The sequence below is a fragment of the Mucilaginibacter gossypiicola genome (assembly GCF_900110105.1).
Lineage (GTDB): Bacteria > Bacteroidota > Bacteroidia > Sphingobacteriales > Sphingobacteriaceae > Mucilaginibacter > Mucilaginibacter gossypiicola.
The window spans coordinates 735954-756638 of sequence record NZ_FOCL01000003.1; the positions used below are offsets into that span (position 1 = coordinate 735954).

Sequence of the window (20685 nt, forward strand, 5' to 3'; positions counted from 1 at the left end):
TATCAGATTTCGGCGTTAACGGGTATAGTATCTAACTTCTCAAAAACTTCCTTCCTGATATCAGGATCGCTTTTATGGCCCGAAAACATCACATACATGTTCCAGGCAAACACCAGGTGCGATGCCCACATCAATGAGCCGCCAATGGCACGCCATAACCAGTAAGGGGCCATCAGCACTACGCTGTCAATAAACGGTTTCCCATCCCGCCAGGACATGCCTTTCAGGGTACCGCCTACCATAAGCGGGATAGTGTAGAACAACAAACCTATTAAAGCCATCCAGAAATGTGCACCAACCAGTCCCTGCTTAGGTTCGTTACCTGTGAGCCTTGGTACTATGGTATAGATGCAAGCCCAAAGCATAAAGGCAATGATACCGTACATGGTAAGGTGCGAGTGGGCTGTGGTAAAATCGGTAAAATGCCAGATCAGGTTGGTTTCCCTAAAAGCTTCGGCCGTGCCCTGGGTGGAACCCGTGAAATAAAAGAGGATGCCAACGATATAAAATGGCAGCGTGTAACTACGACCAATTTTATTAAAATTGCCCCTGAAGGTCATGATAAAATTGGTAGTGCCCGAAAATACCGGGATCAGCATGCCCATACTGCCTACTATAGCTACCGTTTGCAGCCACCATGGTATCGAACTGAATATAAAGTGGTGCGTGCCTATCAAGGTATAAAACAGAATCTGCGACCAGAATGCCAGGATTCCCAGACTGTAAGAGTATATAGGCGTATTTAGCTGCTGGGGTAAAAAGTAATATACCAGGCCCAGGTTAAAAAACATGAACCACATGCCTACGGCCTGGTGCATGTAATAGCCCTGTACAATGGTTTCGCCGAGGCCGTCCTGGTAAAAGGGCAGATAGCCAACGGTTACGATCACCGTTAAAAACATCATAGCCGATACGATGTACCAGTTGGAGATATAGATCTCCTTAGTTTTACGCTGTGCTATGGTTTGAATATAATTGGCGAGGCTTACCACAATACCTGCCGCAAACAGCGCCATCACCGGCCAGATGTATTCACGGTATTCGCCGCCACCGTTATTAATACCGGCCATGAGCATACCGCTGCCCAAAATAATGGCGGCATTCATGAGTACCAGCGAGTAATACCCGCGTTTAATACTGTAAACTACAGTATTGCTAACTGTGGATACTACATAATAACCGAGGCCTAACATAGCAATGGACGACCAGCCCCAGAAAACCATATTGGTATGTACCGGCCTCAGACGGCCAAAGCTCAGCCAGCTGATATGATCAGCATCGGGCGATACGAATTTGATCCCGATATATTCGCCTACAGAAGTACCCAGCACCAGCCAAAGCGTTGCTGTGCCCAGGTACCACATAATTAATTTTACCAGTTTGGGATCTGTTTGGTGTTTGGGAGCGGCCTTGCGTTTGGATGCAAAAAAACGCGGACCATGAACTTCGTCAACATTCAGCAACATACCTTTTGAATCTTCCGCTTCAATAGTACCTGCAAGCTCATTGTTGGTTAAATGATAGTTAAGTGCGCGCTGGCGTTTAATCAGATCTTCGTATACCGCGTCGTCGTTATCAACGGCTGCGGCCAGTTCGCTTGTCTCCTTTTTTACACGACTATAGCGGGTTTTAACTGCAAGATTACGAATCTTTAAAGCCACCAAAAAAACGGTCACCACCAGCGGAACAAAGATTAAAGTAAGCATAATGATCATACCGGGGCTGGTTAATACATTTTTGCTTTCACCTGGTGTTTGTGCATGTACAGCTAATGATGAAAACACAAGCAGTAACACCATAACTGCGGTGAAACCGTTATTGCCTCCTTTGGCTTTGCTGATGGCCTTTTTACGGCTGTTTCTGCGGCTTATCAGCTGATCAAGCTGGCGGGAATCCAGGCTGTTTATCTGCCTGAAGATCCATTTGTCGCCATATTTTTCGCGTGCTGTTTCATCTTCTTTAAGACCGCGTGCCAGGCGGATAAGCCAAAGCAGCAGCAATAACAAAAAGAAAATGGTAACCGCAATGATAATGCAGGCTCCGGTATTAAAGGCGGGATCGGGCTTCAATACCTCACCAGCATAGGCAACTGCCCCGGGAATCAACAGCAGCACTCCTATCAGGCTTATGGGTAAGTAGATTTTCTGTTTCATATAAAATATATTAATACCTTTTTATCTTTTAAATTATTTGCTTAGATACGTCTATAATTTTATTGTTAAAAAATTGCATGATTTTAACCTCGCCTATGACCTTTTTGGGCGGGTTGGGATTATTTTTTTAGTACTACTATTCCCAAATTCAGATCTTCGTTGAACTGGCCTATGGTGATAGATTCAAGCATGCTTTGCAGTCGGTTCCTTACATCTAAAAAATCATGATGCAGCGGACATGGATTTTTTGACGAGCACTCCTTCAGCCCCAAACCGCAATCTCTGAATATGCCTCCGCCGTCAACTGCTTCTATTACATCTGATAGCGGGCGGCCCAGGCTTTGCGCATCAAGATAAAAACCTCCGTTTGGACCTTTTACCGATTGGATAATACCCCTTTTGCTTAAATCCTGGAGGATCTTGGCCAGGAAATGCTCGGGCGAATCAATTTTTACGGCTATTTCCTTTATGCCTACCCTACTGCCATCGGCGGTGTGCTGGGCTATAAAAAATACTGCCCTAACCGCATACTCACATGTTTTTGAAAATATTCCCATCGCTTTATAAAGCAAAAGTAGTCATTTCGTTTAACAATAAAAGACATTTTTATCTTTTATTGTTTCCTTACTTAAACATGACTGTTTAAGCCATCAATTTAACCGCCTCCTGCCCGGTAGTATTAAATTTACTTTGCTGACTAAGCGGCAGGCTAAAAGAAAATACGGCCCCGCCATCTTTTCCGTTCTCGGCCTTTACAGTGCCACCATGTTTTTGGATAATATTTTTCACAATGTATAGCCCCAGGCCTTTACTATTTTTTTGCCTTACTGATTTTTGGTTACACTGATAAAATTTTTGGAACAATGCCTGGCTGTTTTCTTCGTTGATACCTACACCCTGGTCGTGCACTGATACTTCAACATCATTTTCTTTACGATCAATATTGACATTGATGTGCGAGCATGGCGGCGAAAATTTAGCAGCATTGGTTATATAGTTGATCAATACCTGTATGATCTTGTATTTATCGCCCCTAACCAAAATGCTGTCGGTAGTAGGATATTTACAAAACCGGTGGCCGGGATACAGGATCCTCATTTCGCCAAGCACGGTCTCAACCAGGTCATTAACATCAAATAAGCTAAAATTAAGTTGTGCAGCTCTGTCCTCGCTGGTTGATGGCGATAGGTATTCATCTATCAATTTAGTCATCCCATTAATATGCTGGTCAACCATAGTTAGTAGTTTTACCGGCTGTTTATTAATACTATGCCCTAAATGGTTGATCAGGAACTGCGTATTAAGCTTAATTATAGTTAAGGGGGCACGCAGCTCATGGTTTACAATAGCCATGCTCAGGCATTCCTCATTAACCTTCTGCGTAACATCTTCAATAGTGCCTATCATTTGTTCGGCAGTGCCCCACCTGCGCGAGTATAAAATGCCGGTAAGCAGGATCCATTTTTCGTTACCGCAGGGAGTTACAATCTGTACCTGTTTTTCAAATTTGGTACCATTAAAACAGGCCACCTTAAACTCATGGATAAGCCCGCTCAATTGTGCAGGTTTAACCAACCCAAAAAGTTCATCAATTCTTTCGTCATACCCTTTTGATAGTTCAAGGATTTTGCGCATCCGCGGGCAAAAAGATACCTTGTTTGATTTGAGCTGAATTTTCCAGTTACCTATATACACCGCTCCTATGGTAGGTTCAGGTACCACACTTGTCCTGCTTTCCATATTTCTGATTTCCCTGTTCATTTGGATCTGTTTTCTTGTATTTTATTTTATCATTGATAGATTTAACCTGATTACACTATTAAATTTCGACCACAATCTCAACGACATCCCTTTGATGTACGACCTGTAATCGCTCATCAATATGCCTTTCATCTCATGGCTGGTTACCCGGATGGCGTACACTAAACTGCACTCATTGTTTTTACCGGATGATTTGCAGTGATACGTTTCCAGTATCTCAAAATCATCGGGTGAGATGAGCTCATTATATTGAAGGCACCTGATGTGTTCATTTTCAATAACAAAATCATGATTAAAGCCCCGATCCTGCAGATCAATAATGAGGCTTATCAATTGTTCATCATCATGGTGCATGTCAATATTCATTAAATGGGTGATGCTATAAGTTCATTTTCAATAGTGTGATTAGCTGCACTGCCTTTGTAAAGCCACAAACGGCCTTGCAAGGCCATGTAAAAAAGCAGCAGTAAAGCCTGCACCACAACAAGTGATACCGGAATACTTAGCGTTAAACTGAGGATGTTGCCGAGGAGCAAAAAAGCAATATCGGCCGCTATGAAACCTAAACCTGTTAGTTTAAGTAAGGGCTTGCCGGGCATGAGTATAATAACCAGTAAAGCAAACTTCAACGCGCACAAAACATACAACACTATGACGAAAAATTTGGCAGGTACCAGTGGCTCCATTAAACCGGTATTGAGTTTAATAAACAACCCTGTTGCTGTAAACATCAATACACTTGTAAAGAAAGCTACCGCGAAACATATAAACTTTTTCATAGTGAAGGCTTTACGTGTTATCAATACAATTAACTGATATTTGATAATTAACTGCTGTTTAACAATGTAAAGTTCGGGTTGGAGATACCCTAAATCAATGTATTAATTATGGTTTCAGTAGTACAAATTACATATGACCTAAGCTTGCTAACACCTAATATTGCACGGGATAATTTTCGCTTTCTATGTTTCCGAATTTCTTTTCGGCCCTGAAAATAAGCGTGATTACTACACCATCGTTATTTTCCATTTTAAAATTTCCGTCAAGCTGCTTACTTAGCGCCTTCATCATTTCCATCCCTAAAGATGAAGTTTCTTTAATATCAAAATCTTGCGGCAACCCAATACCATCATCGGCTATATTGAGCATGATATTATTATCATCAAGTGTTCCGAGCGAGATGTTTATATACCCTCGCTTATTCGGAAAAGCATATTTAATAGCATTGGTGATAGCTTCATTAAGCATAAGACCAACAGGGATGGCCTGGGCAACGTCCATTTTAACGGGTTCAATCTGTTGTTCAAACCTGATTCCGCGATCATGAGCTTCATAGCAATCGGCAAGATAATTAACCAGTTCGCTGATGTAGATAGCAATATCAATATAAGCTACGTTTGAATTGCTGTATAACTTTTGATGGATCAGCGCTATGGCCTGTACCCTGTTCTGGCTTTCGCGGATGGCTGCGATTGCTGCATTATTTTTTAAAAATGCCGATTGGGTATTAAGCAGGCTCATCACTATTTGCAGGTTATTTTTAACCCGGTGATGCACCTCCTTCAATAGCCAGTCTTTTTCATCGATCAGGCGGTCTTTGTCGACAGCTAATTGCTGCACGATTTGATTTTGCTCGATAACCTCTTTTTCCTTTTGCCGTAATTGATTATTGATTTGTCGTTTTTGCCGATAACCGATATAAATTAAGCCCAAAATGATAAGTAGTATTATAAAACCGATAGTTATGAAATCCCATTTAACAATTAATAAGTTGCTTTTTGTCCATAATACATCATTAGCAGTATCCTCATAATGCTGCGCCATAACGCTTATTGGTATCAAATACAAGAAACCGGTAAGTATCAGCTTACAATAAAACCGGGGCAAGTTTATATTGATATTCACTTGATATTATTTTTATGATCAGCCTAAAACTCACAGATTTGGTTTGTCCTATACAGATAGACTAATAAACCTGCGCTTAAATTCAACTTATAAAAATAATATACTTACTAAACACAGCCGATGTATTAAACACGGATTTTGATGTATAAATTACATATTGCAGTTGCTTGTTTTACAATAAATCAATATTAACATATATAATTAACAATCAAAATATTAGGTATAAATTATCAATTTTACGCCCTTTATTTGGCCGTACCGTCCTATTTACCGGCAGCAAACTTTTATTCTTTTCCCTATACATTTAACAACTCACTATATTAACAGGTGACATATTTTAGTGATATAAAAGCTACGATATTTCGCTTCTTAATCAGCAGTATGATGATATTTCGTTAAGCGGTCCTATTTAAACACACACACAAACAACTGATTACCAATAAAATAAAAACAACGGCACGAAATTAGAGAGCAGACATATGCCTTACAAGCTTTAAACTTCGCAGCCATGAAACAATTTAACGATTTTGCACCGGTACATTTTGAGAAAGCATCTTATTGCCTTCCTTTCAAAATCCATACTATTGAATGGATCAAAAAAAATGGCGTCGATCTTCCCAATGATTATTTTATGCTGATATGGATAGTTTCAGGTAACGGCTATTACAGGTTTAATTTACAAAAAGAGACTGTTAATACTAATCAGTTGCTCCTGATAAAGCCGGGCCAATTACATGATCTTAAATTTAGCAATGGCCTGCATGGTTATGTAATATCATTTACGGATTCTTTTTTGGATGTAGATGACTATGGCCGCGACCCGATATACAACCCGATTCATCAAATGTTTAGCCAAACACAAATCGTTGCCATCAACAACGAACTGGCCGATGATATGAATGATATTACCGAAATAATGATGAAAGAATATAGCAGGCACAATCTTTACCGTGCTGAAATATTAAAACGATATTTCAAAATCTTCTTCATCTATCTTTCGCGCCAATTGGAATTTATGGAACAGGCTCCCAAACAATCACGCAATACCGCCATATTGCAAAACTTCATGAGTCTGCTCGATAAAAACTTCAGGGAATATAAAATGGTGGCTGATTATGCCGACAAGCTATCTGTAACCCCCAACTATCTTAATGAAGTAGTGAAAAAATTGACAGGGCAATCGGCAGGCCATCACATCAGGCAAAGGGTTGCAGCCGAAGCTAAACGACAAGCCATACATCCTGATAACTGTATGAAGAAAATAGCATATGACCTGGGTTTTTGTGACATGGCCCATTTCAGTAAATTTTTTAAAAATGCTACAGGGATCAGCTTTTCTGATTTTAAGAAAAGGGGAACTGTATTACAACCTGTTTTTTAAACACCGCAAATCCATTAATCAACGTAATAATTAATTAAATTTTATCATCATGTCAGAACCGGTACAGCTAATCCCAGGCAACTCCCTAATTACGGCAACACCTCAGGAAGGTCGTGAACTTGCTATTAAAATGGCCAGGCTCATCATCAAAGTAACCCAACCCGATGCCGAAATTCGGGAAAAGCTGAGAGCTGTTTATGCCGAAGATACTGCGATGCTCATTGCCGTAGGGCAAACAGTGGCAACAGAATTTGCCACAATAGCCGCGGCTAATAATTACTGGAGATAGTGCAGCAATGCCTATGCTCTGCCAATTAATTTCATATTTTTAACCGATAGTACATCGTGCATACACAAGTAATTATTATCGGTGCCGGGCCAACCGGTTTAATGGCCGCCTGCCAGCTGGCCCGCTTTAATATTGATTTTATTATCATCGATACTAAGGCCGCCCCTACTCATGAGTCGCGCGCTATACTGGTTACAGCCCGCAGCATGGAAATTTACCAGCAAATGGGCCTGGCTGATGTCGTTTTGCAGCAGGGACAGTTGATTAGCAAATTTGCCATTTATATGAATGGCCGTGAAAAAGCAGCACTTGAAACTGCCGATGCAGGCAACGGCCTAACTGATTTCCCTAATCTGCAGGCGTTTGAACAATTCAAGAACGAAGATCTGCTTTACCAGGAATTGAAAGCAACAGGCCGCGATGTTTTATGGCGAACCAGTTTGGTAAGTTTTGATCAATATGAAGACCATGTTGTGGCCAATCTTTACGATAAAAGCGATCCGTTCAGAAAAATAAGTATTAAAGCCTCCTACCTGTTGGCTTGTGACGGAGCATCGAGCCTGGTAAGGCAGCAGTTGGGATTAAATTTTGATGGCGGCACCTACCAAAATAAATTCTTTGTTGCTGATGTACAACTTAACTGGCAGCAGCCTCCAAACAAGCTTATAGCATCACTATCGCGCATTAACTTTTGTGTTTTTTTTCCGATGTATGGCATTGGTAATTATCGCATTCTGGGCACATTGCCAGAAAGCTTTGCAGGCAAAGACGATGTTTGTTTTGATGACTTTAAAGACGTAATCACTGCCAATGTTAAGCTTCCGCTGGGCATTGAAAAGTTGAACTGGTTTTCGGTTTATAAGCTACATCACCGCTGTGCCGACAGGTTTAGGATAAACCGTTGTTTTTTGTTGGGTGATGCTGCACACATTCATAGCCCGGCAGGTGGCCAGGGCATGAACACCGGCTTGCAGGATGCGCACAACCTGACCTGGAAACTTGCCCTGGTACTGCAGGGGGTTGCCGGTGATAAACTTATTGATACATATCATGACGAGCGGTATCCTTTTGCCCAATGGCTCATGAAATTTACCGATAAAATATTTGCATTCATGACAAGCTGTAACTGGTTAATATATCAATTACGCACCCACGTTATGCCCCATATTTTACGCCTCATACTATCAACAAAATGGATCTCAAAGCGTATTTTCAGGATATTGTCCCAAATTTGGTATTCGTACAAAAAAAGCCCGCTTTCCCTGCAGTTTATTAAGCAAAAGCTAAAATTTAGCGCCGGCGACAGGTGCCCATATGTTATAACAGAAATAGATGGTAAATCGCAAAGCATCTATCATTTACTCACCGAGCCAAAGTTTCACCTTTTATGTATTGGCAGTAGCGGGTACAACAACCAAATTCCTGATCACTTAACAGCCCATATTAAGGTAGTTAATTTATCCCTTAATGAAAACTGGCAAAAATTAGGAGTAAAATCAGGATTGTACCTGCTGATAAGGCCCGATAATTACATAGGCCTGCTTAGCGATGAAATAAGCCCAGGTTTAATAACCGGCTATTTTGATGCTTTTAAAGGTAACTGAATTATAAAAGGCTTAAACATACATTAAGCTTCATCATATATAAAATCAACGCTCCACCGATAAGTGGCTATGCTTGCCAGCAATAAACTACCTGCGCTATCGGCCCAAACCGAATAATTAAATGGAGCCTTGAATCCCGAAAATATGGTCATGCAAAGGGCAAAAGTAAGCGTAAGGGCAAAACTTGCATAAGCAGCAGTACGGATCTTAAAACCTACAATAAACATGATGGCTATAGAAACTTCGGCTACTGTTGCTAAAAAACCCATAACACCTGCCATCCACCGGCTCAAATATGGCATCAGTGTGTTTGTATAAACTACGAAATTATCCCAACTCCCCCAGCTTACTGAATTTTGCCCTGCCGGCCCCATAAAACCTAAGCGATCCGCCACAGGCAATAGGAAACCAATAGCTAAAGCAAAGCGCAAATAAAGTTGTGCTATCTGAAGGGTATTTTTCATCTATAGTATAAATATACGTCTAAAATAAAGCTTTAAAAGCACGTTAAAAAAAGCAAATCCCATGTTTACACAAATAAGATAAAAGTGTCATCTTTTTGTTGAGAGACAAGCTGGCGAACATTTATCCAGAATTTCTACAGAATATGAGGGTACTATCGCGTCTGTCTTATGCCTGCAATAAGTATTGTTAAAAGGGCTGCTGCCTATGTTATCTCGTTAATGGAAGAAAACCTTCCAACGACGATGTATTTTCATAATCTTGAGCACACACAAAGGGTTGTGAATGCGGCTACTGAAATTGCAAGCCACAGTAAATTAAAAAAACCGGAACTAACTATCCTAACTGTAGCCGCCTGGTTTCATGATACCGGTTACCTTTATCATTATAAGGGCCATGAAGATACCAGCATGATCATTGCCGGCACTTTTTTAATGCAGCATCATTACAATAACAACTTTATACAACAGGTATGGGATTGTATTGAAGCTACAAAAATTCCGCAGTCACCCAAAAACCTGGTAGAGCAAATTATTTGCGACGCCGATATGCGTCATTTCGCATCAGCCGATTATTTTAAATGTGCTCACAATTTAAAACAGGAATGGGAAGTACATTTGGATAAGCACTACGGCGATGAAGAGTGGCACAGCTTAAACCTAAGGGTATTACAACACCACCAGTACTTTACTGATTACGGTAAAACTGTACTGCAGGCAGCAAAAGAAAAAAACATCGACCTGATGAAGCAAACGGCTTAATGCCGCTTTACAGTTTCCTTTCGTACCCGGCTTAAAGTTTCGGGAGTGATTCCCAAATATGATGCGATCATGGCCTGCGGAACTCTTAACGACAGATCAGGATATTTCTGAACAAAATCAAGATATTTTTGCTCTGCAGTAAAAGAAATGGCCGCATGGATCCGGTTTTGACTGGTGATAAAGCTCTTGTTGATGATAGCATTAACCATATCGTTAAAAGCCGGGATATCGAGACAGAGCCTGTCAAAATTTGCTTTAGTGATCAGTATTAATTCGGTATCCTCAATAGCGTCGATGTTATTTTTAGAAGGCTCGCCGGTGAGCAGGCTGGCGCGGTCGCCTGTCCACCAGTTTTCTTTAGCAAAGCTTACAATGTTTTCGCGGCCATTTTCGTCAACGCTGTAAAAACGCAGCAGGCCTTTGGTTATAAAGGCATTATACTTCCAAACGTCGCCTTCCTGCAACAGATATTGCCGTTTACGAAGCTTTTTATAAATACACACGGCTTTGATTTTAGCATAGTCGGCATCGGTAAGGGTTGTTTTCTGGCTGATGTATTCTTTAAATAGCTCAAACATATAAAAGCAAATATCCCCTTTATCCGGGGATATTTGCTTCTGTTCGGGTCATATTTTTATCAGCGGTTTATGCTGTATATTTACTTAACCATTTGGTTTTAATGGCAGCACGTGCATCAATAAATTCCTGGTCGGTACCCTGGGCCACGGCATCAAGCGGGTAACGCAATGGTCTTGTTCCTTTTTCCATTTCCACAAGCCTCAGTATACCATCGGCAATGGTTTGCGGATCCATATTAAACTCGGCCATTTTGCTGAAAAGCGCGGTGCCCATGGCGTTGAATTGCTGTGCCGAAGCTTCACCATATTCGGCAACAACTTCTGGTTTATCGGCATGGATACCTGCTTTACTGCCATTGTTCATTTCGGTTGGATATACGCCCGGCTGGATGCTTACGTTTTCGATGTTGTACTGTGCAAGCTCATCCTGTAAGCCTTCGGTAATACTTTCTACCCCAAATTTGGAGGCAAGGTAAGGAATCATAAATGGCAGGGTATGGCCGCTTGCACCTGATGTAATGTTGATGATCAAGCCATTTTTAGCTGCGCGCATGCCCGGCAAAACTGCAAAGATAGTACGCAGAGCTCCGTAAAAATTCACTTCAAACATCTGCCTGATCTGGTCGAGTGAGTAGGCCTCCAATACACCAAAGCCCGAAACCGCGGCATTATTCACCAACACATCAATATGCCCATATTTGGTTAAGGTGTATTCAAAAGCTGTTTTAACCGAGGTATCATCGGTGATATCTACCTCAACTACTTCAACGTTTGCAAGGGCTGATAACTCTTTGGCTACAGCTTCGTTTTTGCCGTTTATTCCGCGCATACCTGCTATTACGGTATGGCCTGCATTCGCAAGGGTTATTGTGGTTAATTTACCAAATCCTGTACTTGTTCCGGTTATAAAAATTGTTTTTGACATTTTGTATCGTTCTTTTGTTGATACAAATCTACCGCGAAGCTATAACCTGTACATTGATGTTTGATAAGAACGAAATTGACATTTATCAAGAAAACTGAGGCGTTGTAACATTATTGTCATCGCGAGGCACGAAGCAATCACGAACTGTACACTCTCCTATCCGTCATTGCGAGGTACGAAGCAATCGCGAACGATACAGGGTCGTAGGCTTAACGGCTCTGCAAATAGGGGATTGCTTCGTACCTCGCAATGACGGGTGGTGAATGGAATTACCTTCCCTCAATGACGGTCTTTTAAACTATGTTGTTATACAACTGTTTACTTCGTTCCCGACGGCACAGCCAATCGTTGTCCATCTTTCAGCGGCACGCCAAAATTTGGTGAACCATCTTTATTCCAGGTAAATTTCTGGGCGCGCGGGGAGCGCTTGTTACCGCAGCCTTCGTTAGGGTTTGAATTGGCATGGTACAGGATCCAGTCCTCCCTTCCATCGGGCGATTTAAAGAATGAGTTGTGCCCGGGCGCGTAAACACTGTTTTCGGGCGATTGCTTAAACACAGGCTCCTCTGTTTTTATCCATGATGCCGGGTTTAACAGATCACTATTTTTTGAGGCCGTGAGCATGCCCAAAGCATAAAAGTCAGTCCAGCAGCCACTGGCCGAATAGATCAGGAATAGCTTATCCTTATGTTTTAAAATTTCCGGGCCTTCGTTTACACTCACGTGTGCCGGGTTGCCGGCATCATGTAAGTCGCCATTGGTTTCCCATTGATAAGCGGGACTTGATATTTTTACACGTTCGCTGCCAATGGTCAAGGCATCTTTCATTTTGGCAATGTAAATATTTTGCTGACCGTTATGGTCTCCCTCCCAGCCCGACCAGATCATATACCAGCTTCCGTTATTTTCAAATACCGATGCGTCGATAGCCCATTTATCGGTACTGTCGGCAATTTTTCCTTTAAACTCCCACGTACCCGCTATAGGATCGGCCGATGAATTCTCCAGCACATAAATGCGGTGATTATTGTTTTCGCCGTTATCGGCAGCAAAATACACATACCATTTGCCTTTTATGAAATGCAGCTCAGGCGCCCAAAGGTCTCTTGAATAAGCTGTACCTGCCGGTGGAGCCCACACAGCTTTTTTAGGTGCATTACTTAGTTTGGTAACATCTTTTGTTTTCCAGATAACAATATTGCCTCCGGTAGAATTGGTGTAATAATAAAACCCATCTTTATAGATCACCCAGGGATCGGCGCCTGACGGTAACAATGGGTTGGTAAAGGTTTTATCGCCGGTGTTTTGCGCGATAGCGACACCGCAAAACATAAGTAACAGCAAAAAGGTATTGAACAATCTTTTCATGAGGCTGAAAGGTTTTAGCTTGGTTTATAATGCGCTAAAAGTCTGCAAAAGATTTTACAAAAACAACAAATGTTAAAATTACATTTATTATCAGGACTCTATGATTTAGGCTCAGCTTTTACCGGTTGGGAAGAACTGCGAATAAAAACCTGGGTAGGTAATACTGCGGTTTCAAATTCGGTAACAGGTCGTTTGCTTTCGATAATACTGATAAGCATTTCGGTTGCCTTTTTTCCCATTTCAAAACCTGGCTGATAAACAGCACTTAATGGAGGGTTCAATACTTCGGCCAATTGGGTGTTGGTGAAGCCAAGCAAAGCGATATCGGCAGGAATGCGGTACCCTAATTTATGCAGAAGCGACAAGGTGGTGGTGGTGATCCTGTCAGATGCGGTAAAAATAGCATCGGGTTTACTGTCAGAAAACAGTTCGCTTAGCGCGTTCTCGATCTCCGCGAGGTCTTTACCGCCATGCGGGCAGTATTTGATCAGTTTTTCATCAGGTACTATGCCATGTTGTTCAAGTGCTTTTTTATATCCTTTTAACCGTTCTGCAGTAATGGATACATTTACCGAACTGGTAATATGTGCTATTTTGCGGTATCCAGCATCAATTAACTGGCTTGTGGCATCGTAGGCACCGGCAAAATTATCAGCTACTACTTTGTGGGTATCAATTTCATCGCTTACCCTATCAAAGAAAACTATTGGCAATCCTTTTTTATGAAGCTCCTTAAGGTGATCGATATTGTTGGTTTCGGTTGAAAGGGAGATCAGTAAACCATCGATAGAACGAAAAGTCAGGTGACGCACATTCTGCATTTCCAGATCGTACGATTCATGAGTTTGCGTAATAAAAACGTTATACCCTTTGCTGTGCGCAACCGATTCGATACCATTGATCACCTGCGAAAAAAACTGGTTATCAATGGTTGAAACTACAATTCCGAGAGATTTACTATTTCCCCGTTTAAGGCTTTGGGCGTTAAGGTTAGGCTGGTAGTTAAGTCTTTTCGCGCACTCCAATACAAGCGCCTTGGTTTTTTCCCCAATTTCGTGACTGTCTTTAAGCGCCTTGGAAACCGCTGAAGGTGAGATCCCCAATTCTTTAGCAATATCCTTTATAGTAACTCCGCCAAAATTCATTTCGTCCCCTGCTTATGATCCTAAAATTAACAATCCGGTTAAATATCGGATAGTAAACATAAGAAAAATAAGTTCTACAGGATATAAGTACCCATTATCGCACTGATAACTATGCAATTAAATTCAACTATAAGATACATCACTCCAAAAAAGCTTTTATTCGCGTCGCTTACTTTAACTTATATCTTTTGTTATCCGACATCTCAAAAAAAAGTCATTTCGATAGAGCACAGGGGAGGATTGAGCGCCGGGCGAAAGAGAAATCTTACACGTCAGCCCAAGCCGTCATGTATAGATTATATGCAGGAAGTATAAGGTTTCTCCTCACTCTTCCCACAACCCCGCCCTGGTTCGTTCGTATGACAATATATTTTTATTGAACAAGAGCCTCTTTAAACCACACTTTACTATTTCACAACCACTATAGCCATACCATCATGCTCTTTGGAGCCCACCGTTTGAATAATGGTGGCTGTTACCTGCTTATTATCAGCAAGGGCTTTGTTAAAACGTTGCACTCCACTAACCCGCTCATCATCGCAGTTATCATCAAGTACTTTGCCTTCGCGAATCACATTGTCGGCAACAATAAGGGTGCCCGGTCTTGAAAGCTTAAGCGCCCATTCAAAATATTCCGTATAAGGTGGCTTATCGGCATCAATAAAGATCATATCAAACGGACCTTCATCTTCGGCATCGAGGCTTGCAAGGCTATCCATGGCCTTACCTACTTTAATATCAACAAGCGGGTCTAAACCTGCTTTAATAATGTTCTGACGGGCAACATCGGCATAAGCCTGCTCCAGTTCAAGGGTAATCAGCTGACCATCAGCAGACAGCGCGCGGGCAAGCCAAATGGTACTGTAACCGCCAAGCGTACCTATTTCCAGGATCTTTTTGGCGCCGCATAAACGGGCCAGCACCTGCAAAAACTTTCCCTGGTTGGCTGTTACATTGATGCCAGGGATACCTGCATCCTTCATTGACTTCAAGGTACCTTTCAGCACCGCATCCTCATCGCCCAGCAGGTTACCTATATACTGATCAACCGATTCAAAAAGTGAAGTATCCATAATGTTTATTTGGGTTGTGATAAAATTAAACACTATTTACCGAAAACCATTGTAAGCTTATTGTTAAACAAAAAGCAGCAAAACGTCTCAATAGTTAACTGTTCAAGATGAAATATCATTACTTCGTTTAACGCATATCAATTATTAATTAAAAACTAACCATCAGCTAATCATTAACGAATGTTGATTGTGCAATTTAGATTGCTGATATTGCTGATGTGGAAAATGTTAAAATTATCACTATAAATACATGGAAATGTGATGGTGAATACCGTGTGCGCATGGGCTTACTTGCCAAACAACTTGAACAATTAAACCCCCATGTTGTAGCCTGCCAGGAATGCTTTTACAGCGAAGAAGGCAACGCCGACACCCTGAAATTTTTGGCTAACGAATTAAATATGAACTACGTTTTTTTGCCCGGCCGATCAAAAAAACGCATGTTTGAAGGCAGGATGGTTAAAAGTACATCGGGCCTGGGCATATTATCTGTTTATCCGCTTAACGAAAACATCAGTTTTGACTTGCCTGTAGTGGCCGAGGATAATGACCGCAAGGCCTTCCGGGTAAACGTAAACCTACCTTCAGGAAAAACACTAACTGTAACTACCACTCATCTTACACATTTGGGCCAGCAAAAAGGTTTGAGAAAAGCCCAGGCCGAAGCACTTGCCAGTTTTGTTATTGAAGAAGCCCCCGATCCGTACCATATCATTTGTGGCGATTTTAATGCCACGCCCGATTCGGAAGCAGTAATGGCTTTCCGCGAACTGGCGAAAGCTGTAGATTGTTATACTGCAGGTAACGGTACCGAGCCGCATTATAGCCTGACTGATGCCTATTATAAGGCCAACAAACAGGTATGTATTGATCATATCTTTACTTTGCAATTGCCGGGCACTAATAAATATCCACAATTTATTGATTCGGCAGTTGTATTAAATGTACCTGATGAAGCTACCGGTCTTTACCCGAGCGATCATTTTGGCATAACCACTACACTTTTAATCCCCTAACCTACGTTATCAATAAAACAGTTAACACAACCTGATACTTTCACAATAAAGTTTTTGTACCCAATCATGAGTAAGCTATTTTATATTATTGGCGCTTCCGGAGCCGGAAAAGACACCCTGATGAACTATGCCCGCAAGCAGATCAACGGATCGGAAAATGTAGTATTTGCACACAGGTATATCACTCGCCCGCCGTTTTCGGGTAACGAGAACCACATTAGCTTAACTAATGAGGAATTTGCATTGCGGAGCAAAGCCGGAATGTTTGCTTTAAGCTGGGGCAGCCATGATAAATACTATGGTATAGGCCAGGAAATAAACAACTGGCTTAATAAAGGCTTTAATGTAGTGGTTAACGGCTCGCGCGAATACCTGCTCATTGCACAGCGGCTTTATCCAGATTTGAAAGTAGTTTTAATAACCGCAAGCCCAGAAATTATCGCCAGTCGCCTGGCGGTGCGCGGGCGGGAAGATGCGGAAGAAATAGGCAAACGCATAGCCCGCACTGCCGAGCTCAATACCAACCTCGAAAACTGTATAGAAATACAAAACAATGGCACTGTTGAACATGCAGGGAACCAACTGGTAAGCCTAATCTCTATAACAGAAAAGCAACTGGCTTAAACGTGCTTTTCAAGTATGGAAAATTAGATCTCATAACCCATTTTTTTAAAAACCCGCTGCTACTTTCCATGCAGCCGCACAAAACTCTGTTTTAATTATTAGCATTTTCTTAGCCGGATATCAGAAATAGATGGAAATGCGACGATAAAATATACCCAGAAAGGGGTATTTCCGGGCGGAAATTTTAAGTCTATTTTTACAAAAAAAGCAATAAAGAAATTTTTTAAGGGAAATACCTCACCTAAACCCTATCATATAACTTAGCCATTTGCCCTGAACAGCAAATGGCTTTTTTCATTTATATATCTGCTTAAATGATACCGGCTACCGTAAAGTAGCATAATTATAAAACTGTAGCCTTCCGTTGCCTTGTACAGTGATAGTTTTAGTTTCAGATACGCCCTGAGCATTTTTCAGGGTAATACGCACCTGGTTATCCCCTTTTTGTAAAGGAATACGGGTGTAAGAGATATAAGCCGGCAAACTTTGCCAGTTACGGGTATCGGCCTTTTCGGATAGTAAGCTGTACAACTGGATACCATAACCGAGTCCTTCCAATAGTCCGTTGGTTTTACCATCACTTTTAGCAGCCGCGCGTAACGAATATTCGGCTATTTTTTTCACTGCCAGGCGCGACAGGATGCCGCTCATTTCTTTCAATGCACGTTGTTGCAAAGTTTTAAATGCCAGCTCATTAATATCTTCGGCTTTTACAAGCGGCATATCCTGGTTATTTACAGAGATACTCGCGCTTGAATAGTAAGGGGTTTGTGCAACATACTTGGGGAATGCAACACGAAGGCTTTCAACCGATTTAGTATTTACCCTGTTCCTGTCGCCATCATAATTGAACGGAACCACTATGCCCCCTGCTGCATCGGTGAAAAACAAATCGCCGTTACTATTACGGATCAGGCTAAAAAACAAGTCGACCTGCGTTTTTACGGGCGCAAGACCGTTTTCCCAAAAGAAGATTAATTCCCCCCCCTCTGATGGTGTTACAGGTTCGTATTTAATCCCAAAAGTTGTTTCAAACTGATCAGCCTCGGTTGTAAAACCGTTCAGCTTTGCCGTGCGGATCACATCCTCTTCCAGCTCAAGCGGCATTGTAGTACCATAGTAAGTTTTATCAGGACTTTTAAGGTAGATTTCGGCTGCGTTACGGTATGAGATAAAGGCGTTGTTTACATCGTTGTTGCTTTCATACAACATACCCTGTAAGGTCAGCGCAAAAGCGTCATTTGAGTAACGGTTATCTTTATTATTATACTTATCTCCCTGTTCCTGGGCCTGCAAAGTGATACGGCGGGCTTCCACAATGGCATCCTCAGTTTTATTCAGGTACAGATAGTTAAGCGCCTTGTAATAATGGATCATGAACTTTTCAAAATCCTCGCCCTTATATTTTTGCGATGCAGAGTTAAGCAAAACACCAACAGCAGCATCTGAAGCACTGGTCAACCCCTCGTCAAGCCGTTGATCGGCCCGATTAAAGTAATTGTTACTGTTTTCATATTCGCCTTTTAAATGACAAATTCTACCCTTCTCCATCAGGTACAGGAGTTTATTCCGGGGTGCCTGGATCAGGCTGTTTTTATCAAGCTCTTTCTCGGCCTGGGGATAGTTACCGGCAGATACATTTTTATAATAAGGGGCGACACTTTGATTATAGGTTGAACATGCCGATAAAAAAAGCATCAGCCCGATAAAAGAAAATATCCGGAGAATATGCGTACGTAAGTTGACCATTATTAAATGCAAACTGCCCCAAACACGGGCATACCATGTTCAGGGCAATAATGTATAGGGGCTTTAGTTTTTAACGTATTTGGCAATTTTCTTTTCGCCTATCCAAACTACTTCGTTGGTTTGAATGTTGGTAAGCTCAAGGTTTACCTGGTAGTAAACAACCTTTTGGCGTTTGTGCGCATCAACAATTGAGTTAATTGAGCCTTGCAGTATGTAATCGGCACCGTTTTCCAGACCAAATTTTTTCATGCTCGATACTGAGGCGTTTGTTTGCTGATCAGCTTTTTCGGCACGTAACTCATCGCGTTTTTTGCCGCCCTGTACCAAACGTACTTTTTGTGATTGAATAAATGAACTTTCAATATCGGTCAGGAAGGTTTCGGCATCAATATGCTCGTGGCTTTTGTTCTGTACAAAGCCAACTATAACTACCGGACGCTTGCCCTGGTGTTCGTTAAGGTGTGTATCGATCCAGTTAGCCCCTAAAATTTTGCCGGTAAGTTCATCGGCAGCCATACGTGCGTCACTGTTATTCCAGTTGCCGCTAACATCAATAGTTTGATCGGTGCTAACGCGTGTAACCTGCCTTGAACATGAGGCTATAAAAATTCCTGAAACTGCTATCGCAGCAACTGTTAAAATCCTGTTGAACTTCATCTGTAGTGTATATTATAAATTATGATATGTTAGATTGAATGCGGCCTAATTTGTTACCAGCCAAAACCGATACCAATACTTGCACGGCCTCCCCAGCGGCCACCATAGTAACCACCCCAACGGTTACCCCAGCCATAGTTTAAGAATGGTGAGTAAGAGTAACCGCCGTATAAACCCCATGACGGTGAATAATCGTAATATCCGTTCATGCGTTCTTCATGGCGCCATTCGCGGTTTTGACGGCGGCGTTCCAATTTGGCTTCGTACCAGTCATAAGCTTTATAGGTATTTTGTATGGTTGTGCCATGTAAACTGTTTATAGTATCGGCAACCCTGATATATTTTGCCTGGCTTTCCATGTAACGCGGGTTTTGATCGGCTACTAACGAGGCTGTTTGCTGGGCTTTTACGGTGCCGCTAAACAAACCGCCTAAAAGCATCAAGGCTATAATGAAGATATTCTTTTTCATCGCGCTTAATTTGATAAGTAAAGTTACGTAAAATGGTGCCCAAATATTACACCAGAGCTAAGCATAAACCGTTAAAATATGTTAATCGGGATCTTTTTGACTTAATTATGAACTGAAGGAGTTCCTTATAGCTTTTTTGGCTGTGTAAATGGCTAATATTTCTGTCACTAAACGGCATAGTGGTGCGTCATCATGATATATTTTAATACATTTAATAACATGAAAAAATCAACCTATGCTATACTTATTACTGGCATTGCAGCAATACTGTTTGCCACCGTTGTAAATGCTCAAACCCCTGCTTTTAAGCCGAAAGATCAGCAACTATATAACACCATAGCACACATGGATAGCGTAATGTTTAACGCGTTTAACAGCCGCAACCTGGATGTGATGAAAACACTGTTTACCCCCGATGTTGAATTTTACAACGATGGCAAGGGTATAACCGGCTATGACGCAACCATAGCCGGTTTTAAAGGCATCTTTGAAAACAAGCAAGCCGCCGACTTGCGCCGTGACCTGCTAAAAGAAACGCTTGAAGTGTACCCCATGCCCGGCTTTGGTGCAATTGAAATGGGTACACACCGTTTTACCCATACTGAAAATGGGAAGCAAATTGTAGGTGTAATGAAGTTTGTACATGTTTGGCAATACAAGGATGGCCAGTGGAAAGTAACAAGGGTGGTGAGTGTGGGGCATTAATGGTTGTTTATTTCTTCTTGCGCTCGTTTGTAACGAGCGCTTAACTTGGGTCAGCGTTT

At 41.7% G+C, this 20685-nt stretch carries 22 protein-coding genes; 7 read left to right on the top strand and 15 right to left on the bottom strand.

Going from position 1 to position 20685, the window contains the following annotated elements; genetic code table 11:
- Positions 1 to 2: 2 nt before the first annotated feature.
- From BMX50_RS12965 to BMX50_RS12995, 6 genes are all read right to left on the bottom strand, one after another.
- Positions 3 to 2153 carry a cbb3-type cytochrome c oxidase subunit I gene (locus tag BMX50_RS12965; protein ID WP_091210938.1) on the bottom strand — a complete coding sequence of 717 codons (2151 nt, stop codon included), beginning with the start codon at positions 2151 to 2153 and terminating at the stop codon, positions 3 to 5.
- Positions 2154 to 2272: 119 nt separating this feature from the next.
- Positions 2273 to 2710: an RrF2 family transcriptional regulator gene (locus BMX50_RS12970; RefSeq protein WP_208864694.1), complete on the bottom strand. Its 438-nt coding sequence runs from the start codon at positions 2708 to 2710 to the stop codon at positions 2273 to 2275.
- Positions 2711 to 2795: 85 nt separating this feature from the next.
- Positions 2796 to 3914, bottom strand: a complete 1119-nt coding sequence (locus tag BMX50_RS12975) for a sensor histidine kinase (protein ID WP_091210939.1) — start codon at positions 3912 to 3914, stop codon at positions 2796 to 2798.
- Between the two features lie 21 nt (positions 3915 to 3935).
- Positions 3936 to 4280, bottom strand: a complete 345-nt coding sequence (locus tag BMX50_RS12980; protein WP_091210940.1) for a hypothetical protein — start codon at positions 4278 to 4280, stop codon at positions 3936 to 3938.
- The gene (locus BMX50_RS34270) at positions 4280 to 4693 is read right to left on the bottom strand and encodes a hypothetical protein (RefSeq protein WP_143065168.1); all 414 of its coding nucleotides are present in this window, start codon (positions 4691 to 4693) and stop codon (positions 4280 to 4282) included. The genes BMX50_RS12980 and BMX50_RS34270 overlap by 1 nt, the downstream gene beginning before the upstream one ends.
- A 154-nt stretch (positions 4694 to 4847) precedes the next feature.
- The gene (locus BMX50_RS12995; protein WP_143065169.1) at positions 4848 to 5819 is read right to left on the bottom strand and encodes a sensor histidine kinase; all 972 of its coding nucleotides are present in this window, start codon (positions 5817 to 5819) and stop codon (positions 4848 to 4850) included.
- Positions 5820 to 6327: 508 nt separating this feature from the next.
- On the opposite strand from BMX50_RS12995, the gene BMX50_RS13000 reads away from it, so the two are divergent.
- The 3 genes from BMX50_RS13000 to BMX50_RS13010 are packed head-to-tail and all read left to right on the top strand — an operon-like array spanning position 6328 to position 9093.
- Positions 6328 to 7200 (top strand): helix-turn-helix domain-containing protein, encoded by an 873-nt coding sequence (locus BMX50_RS13000; protein ID WP_091210944.1) that lies wholly within the window; start codon positions 6328 to 6330, stop codon positions 7198 to 7200.
- A 49-nt stretch (positions 7201 to 7249) separates the two neighbouring features.
- Positions 7250 to 7489, top strand: a complete 240-nt coding sequence (locus tag BMX50_RS13005; protein WP_091210945.1) for a hexameric tyrosine-coordinated heme protein — start codon at positions 7250 to 7252, stop codon at positions 7487 to 7489.
- A gap of 56 nt (positions 7490 to 7545) precedes the next feature.
- Positions 7546 to 9093 carry an FAD-dependent oxidoreductase gene (locus BMX50_RS13010; protein ID WP_091210946.1) on the top strand — a complete coding sequence of 516 codons (1548 nt, stop codon included), beginning with the start codon at positions 7546 to 7548 and terminating at the stop codon, positions 9091 to 9093.
- 23 nt (positions 9094 to 9116) lie between these two features.
- Here BMX50_RS13010 and BMX50_RS13015 read toward each other — a convergent pair whose 3' ends face one another.
- Positions 9117 to 9557 (bottom strand): hypothetical protein, encoded by a 441-nt coding sequence (locus BMX50_RS13015; protein WP_091210947.1) that lies wholly within the window; start codon positions 9555 to 9557, stop codon positions 9117 to 9119.
- 168 nt (positions 9558 to 9725) lie between these two features.
- On the opposite strand from BMX50_RS13015, the gene BMX50_RS13020 reads away from it, so the two are divergent.
- Positions 9726 to 10316, top strand: coding sequence for an HD domain-containing protein (locus tag BMX50_RS13020; protein WP_091210948.1), 591 nt, complete (start codon positions 9726 to 9728; stop codon positions 10314 to 10316).
- On the opposite strand, the gene BMX50_RS13025 is transcribed toward BMX50_RS13020, so the two are convergent.
- From BMX50_RS13025 to BMX50_RS13045, 5 genes are all read right to left on the bottom strand, one after another.
- Positions 10313 to 10894: a Crp/Fnr family transcriptional regulator gene (locus BMX50_RS13025; RefSeq protein WP_091210949.1), complete on the bottom strand. Its 582-nt coding sequence runs from the start codon at positions 10892 to 10894 to the stop codon at positions 10313 to 10315. The two genes, BMX50_RS13020 and BMX50_RS13025, sit on opposite strands and share 4 nt — an antisense overlap.
- Before the next feature lie 67 nt (positions 10895 to 10961).
- The gene (locus tag BMX50_RS13030; protein WP_091210950.1) at positions 10962 to 11819 is read right to left on the bottom strand and encodes an SDR family oxidoreductase; all 858 of its coding nucleotides are present in this window, start codon (positions 11817 to 11819) and stop codon (positions 10962 to 10964) included.
- 318 nt (positions 11820 to 12137) lie between these two features.
- Entirely contained in the window at positions 12138 to 13187 is a 1050-nt protein-coding gene (locus BMX50_RS13035; protein WP_091210951.1) for a glycoside hydrolase family 43 protein, read from the bottom strand.
- A gap of 98 nt (positions 13188 to 13285) precedes the next feature.
- Positions 13286 to 14332, bottom strand: a complete 1047-nt coding sequence (locus tag BMX50_RS13040; protein WP_091210952.1) for a LacI family DNA-binding transcriptional regulator — start codon at positions 14330 to 14332, stop codon at positions 13286 to 13288.
- A gap of 407 nt (positions 14333 to 14739) precedes the next feature.
- The gene (locus BMX50_RS13045) at positions 14740 to 15405 is read right to left on the bottom strand and encodes an O-methyltransferase (RefSeq protein ID WP_091210953.1); all 666 of its coding nucleotides are present in this window, start codon (positions 15403 to 15405) and stop codon (positions 14740 to 14742) included.
- A gap of 218 nt (positions 15406 to 15623) precedes the next feature.
- Between BMX50_RS13045 and BMX50_RS13050 the strand changes: the two genes are divergently transcribed.
- Both BMX50_RS13050 and phnN read left to right on the top strand, forming a co-directional pair.
- The gene (locus tag BMX50_RS13050; RefSeq protein WP_091210954.1) at positions 15624 to 16421 is read left to right on the top strand and encodes an endonuclease/exonuclease/phosphatase family protein; all 798 of its coding nucleotides are present in this window, start codon (positions 15624 to 15626) and stop codon (positions 16419 to 16421) included.
- 66 nt (positions 16422 to 16487) lie between these two features.
- Positions 16488 to 17045, top strand: coding sequence for a phosphonate metabolism protein/1,5-bisphosphokinase (PRPP-forming) PhnN (phnN, locus tag BMX50_RS13055; protein WP_091210955.1), 558 nt, complete (start codon positions 16488 to 16490; stop codon positions 17043 to 17045).
- A 324-nt stretch (positions 17046 to 17369) separates the two neighbouring features.
- Here phnN and BMX50_RS13060 read toward each other — a convergent pair whose 3' ends face one another.
- The 3 genes from BMX50_RS13060 to BMX50_RS13070 form a co-directional block, all read right to left on the bottom strand.
- Complete coding sequence (locus tag BMX50_RS13060) at positions 17370 to 18743, bottom strand: COG3014 family protein (protein ID WP_244280961.1); 1374 nt, start codon at positions 18741 to 18743, stop codon at positions 17370 to 17372.
- 114 nt (positions 18744 to 18857) lie between these two features.
- On the bottom strand, positions 18858 to 19451 hold the full coding sequence (locus BMX50_RS13065) for a penicillin-binding protein activator LpoB (protein WP_091210957.1): 594 nt from the start codon (positions 19449 to 19451) through the stop codon (positions 18858 to 18860).
- 53 nt (positions 19452 to 19504) lie between these two features.
- Positions 19505 to 19921, bottom strand: coding sequence for a hypothetical protein (locus BMX50_RS13070; RefSeq protein WP_091210958.1), 417 nt, complete (start codon positions 19919 to 19921; stop codon positions 19505 to 19507).
- 219 nt (positions 19922 to 20140) lie between these two features.
- On the opposite strand from BMX50_RS13070, the gene BMX50_RS13075 reads away from it, so the two are divergent.
- Positions 20141 to 20626, top strand: a complete 486-nt coding sequence (locus tag BMX50_RS13075) for a nuclear transport factor 2 family protein (RefSeq protein WP_167667900.1) — start codon at positions 20141 to 20143, stop codon at positions 20624 to 20626.
- Positions 20627 to 20685: the final 59 nt, after the last annotated feature.

Excerpts from the sequence above, each read along its gene's own strand:
- BMX50_RS13015 (WP_091210947.1), bottom strand. The coding sequence starts at position 9,557 with ATGAAAAATACCCTTCAGATAGCACAACTTTATTTGCGCTTTGCTTTA.
- BMX50_RS13065 (WP_091210957.1), bottom strand. The coding sequence starts at position 19,451 with ATGAAGTTCAACAGGATTTTAACAGTTGCTGCGATAGCAGTTTCAGGA.
- BMX50_RS12970 (WP_208864694.1), bottom strand. The coding sequence starts at position 2,710 with ATGGGAATATTTTCAAAAACATGTGAGTATGCGGTTAGGGCAGTATTT.
- BMX50_RS12975 (WP_091210939.1), bottom strand. The coding sequence starts at position 3,914 with ATGAACAGGGAAATCAGAAATATGGAAAGCAGGACAAGTGTGGTACCT.
- BMX50_RS12965 (WP_091210938.1), bottom strand. The coding sequence starts at position 2,153 with ATGAAACAGAAAATCTACTTACCCATAAGCCTGATAGGAGTGCTGCTG.
- BMX50_RS13045 (WP_091210953.1), bottom strand. The coding sequence starts at position 15,405 with ATGGATACTTCACTTTTTGAATCGGTTGATCAGTATATAGGTAACCTG.
- BMX50_RS13030 (WP_091210950.1), bottom strand. The coding sequence starts at position 11,819 with ATGTCAAAAACAATTTTTATAACCGGAACAAGTACAGGATTTGGTAAA.
- BMX50_RS13060 (WP_244280961.1), bottom strand. The coding sequence starts at position 18,743 with ATGCTTTTTTTATCGGCATGTTCAACCTATAATCAAAGTGTCGCCCCT.
- BMX50_RS13075 (WP_167667900.1), top strand. The coding sequence starts at position 20,141 with ATGAAAAAATCAACCTATGCTATACTTATTACTGGCATTGCAGCAATA.
- BMX50_RS13040 (WP_091210952.1), bottom strand. The coding sequence starts at position 14,332 with ATGAATTTTGGCGGAGTTACTATAAAGGATATTGCTAAAGAATTGGGG.
- BMX50_RS34270 (WP_143065168.1), bottom strand. The coding sequence starts at position 4,693 with ATGAAAAAGTTTATATGTTTCGCGGTAGCTTTCTTTACAAGTGTATTG.
- BMX50_RS13035 (WP_091210951.1), bottom strand. The coding sequence starts at position 13,187 with ATGAAAAGATTGTTCAATACCTTTTTGCTGTTACTTATGTTTTGCGGT.
- BMX50_RS13020 (WP_091210948.1), top strand. The coding sequence starts at position 9,726 with ATGCCTGCAATAAGTATTGTTAAAAGGGCTGCTGCCTATGTTATCTCG.
- BMX50_RS13025 (WP_091210949.1), bottom strand. The coding sequence starts at position 10,894 with ATGTTTGAGCTATTTAAAGAATACATCAGCCAGAAAACAACCCTTACC.
- BMX50_RS13070 (WP_091210958.1), bottom strand. The coding sequence starts at position 19,921 with ATGAAAAAGAATATCTTCATTATAGCCTTGATGCTTTTAGGCGGTTTG.
- BMX50_RS12980 (WP_091210940.1), bottom strand. The coding sequence starts at position 4,280 with ATGAATATTGACATGCACCATGATGATGAACAATTGATAAGCCTCATT.
- BMX50_RS13000 (WP_091210944.1), top strand. The coding sequence starts at position 6,328 with ATGAAACAATTTAACGATTTTGCACCGGTACATTTTGAGAAAGCATCT.
- phnN (WP_091210955.1), top strand. The coding sequence starts at position 16,488 with ATGAGTAAGCTATTTTATATTATTGGCGCTTCCGGAGCCGGAAAAGAC.
- BMX50_RS13005 (WP_091210945.1), top strand. The coding sequence starts at position 7,250 with ATGTCAGAACCGGTACAGCTAATCCCAGGCAACTCCCTAATTACGGCA.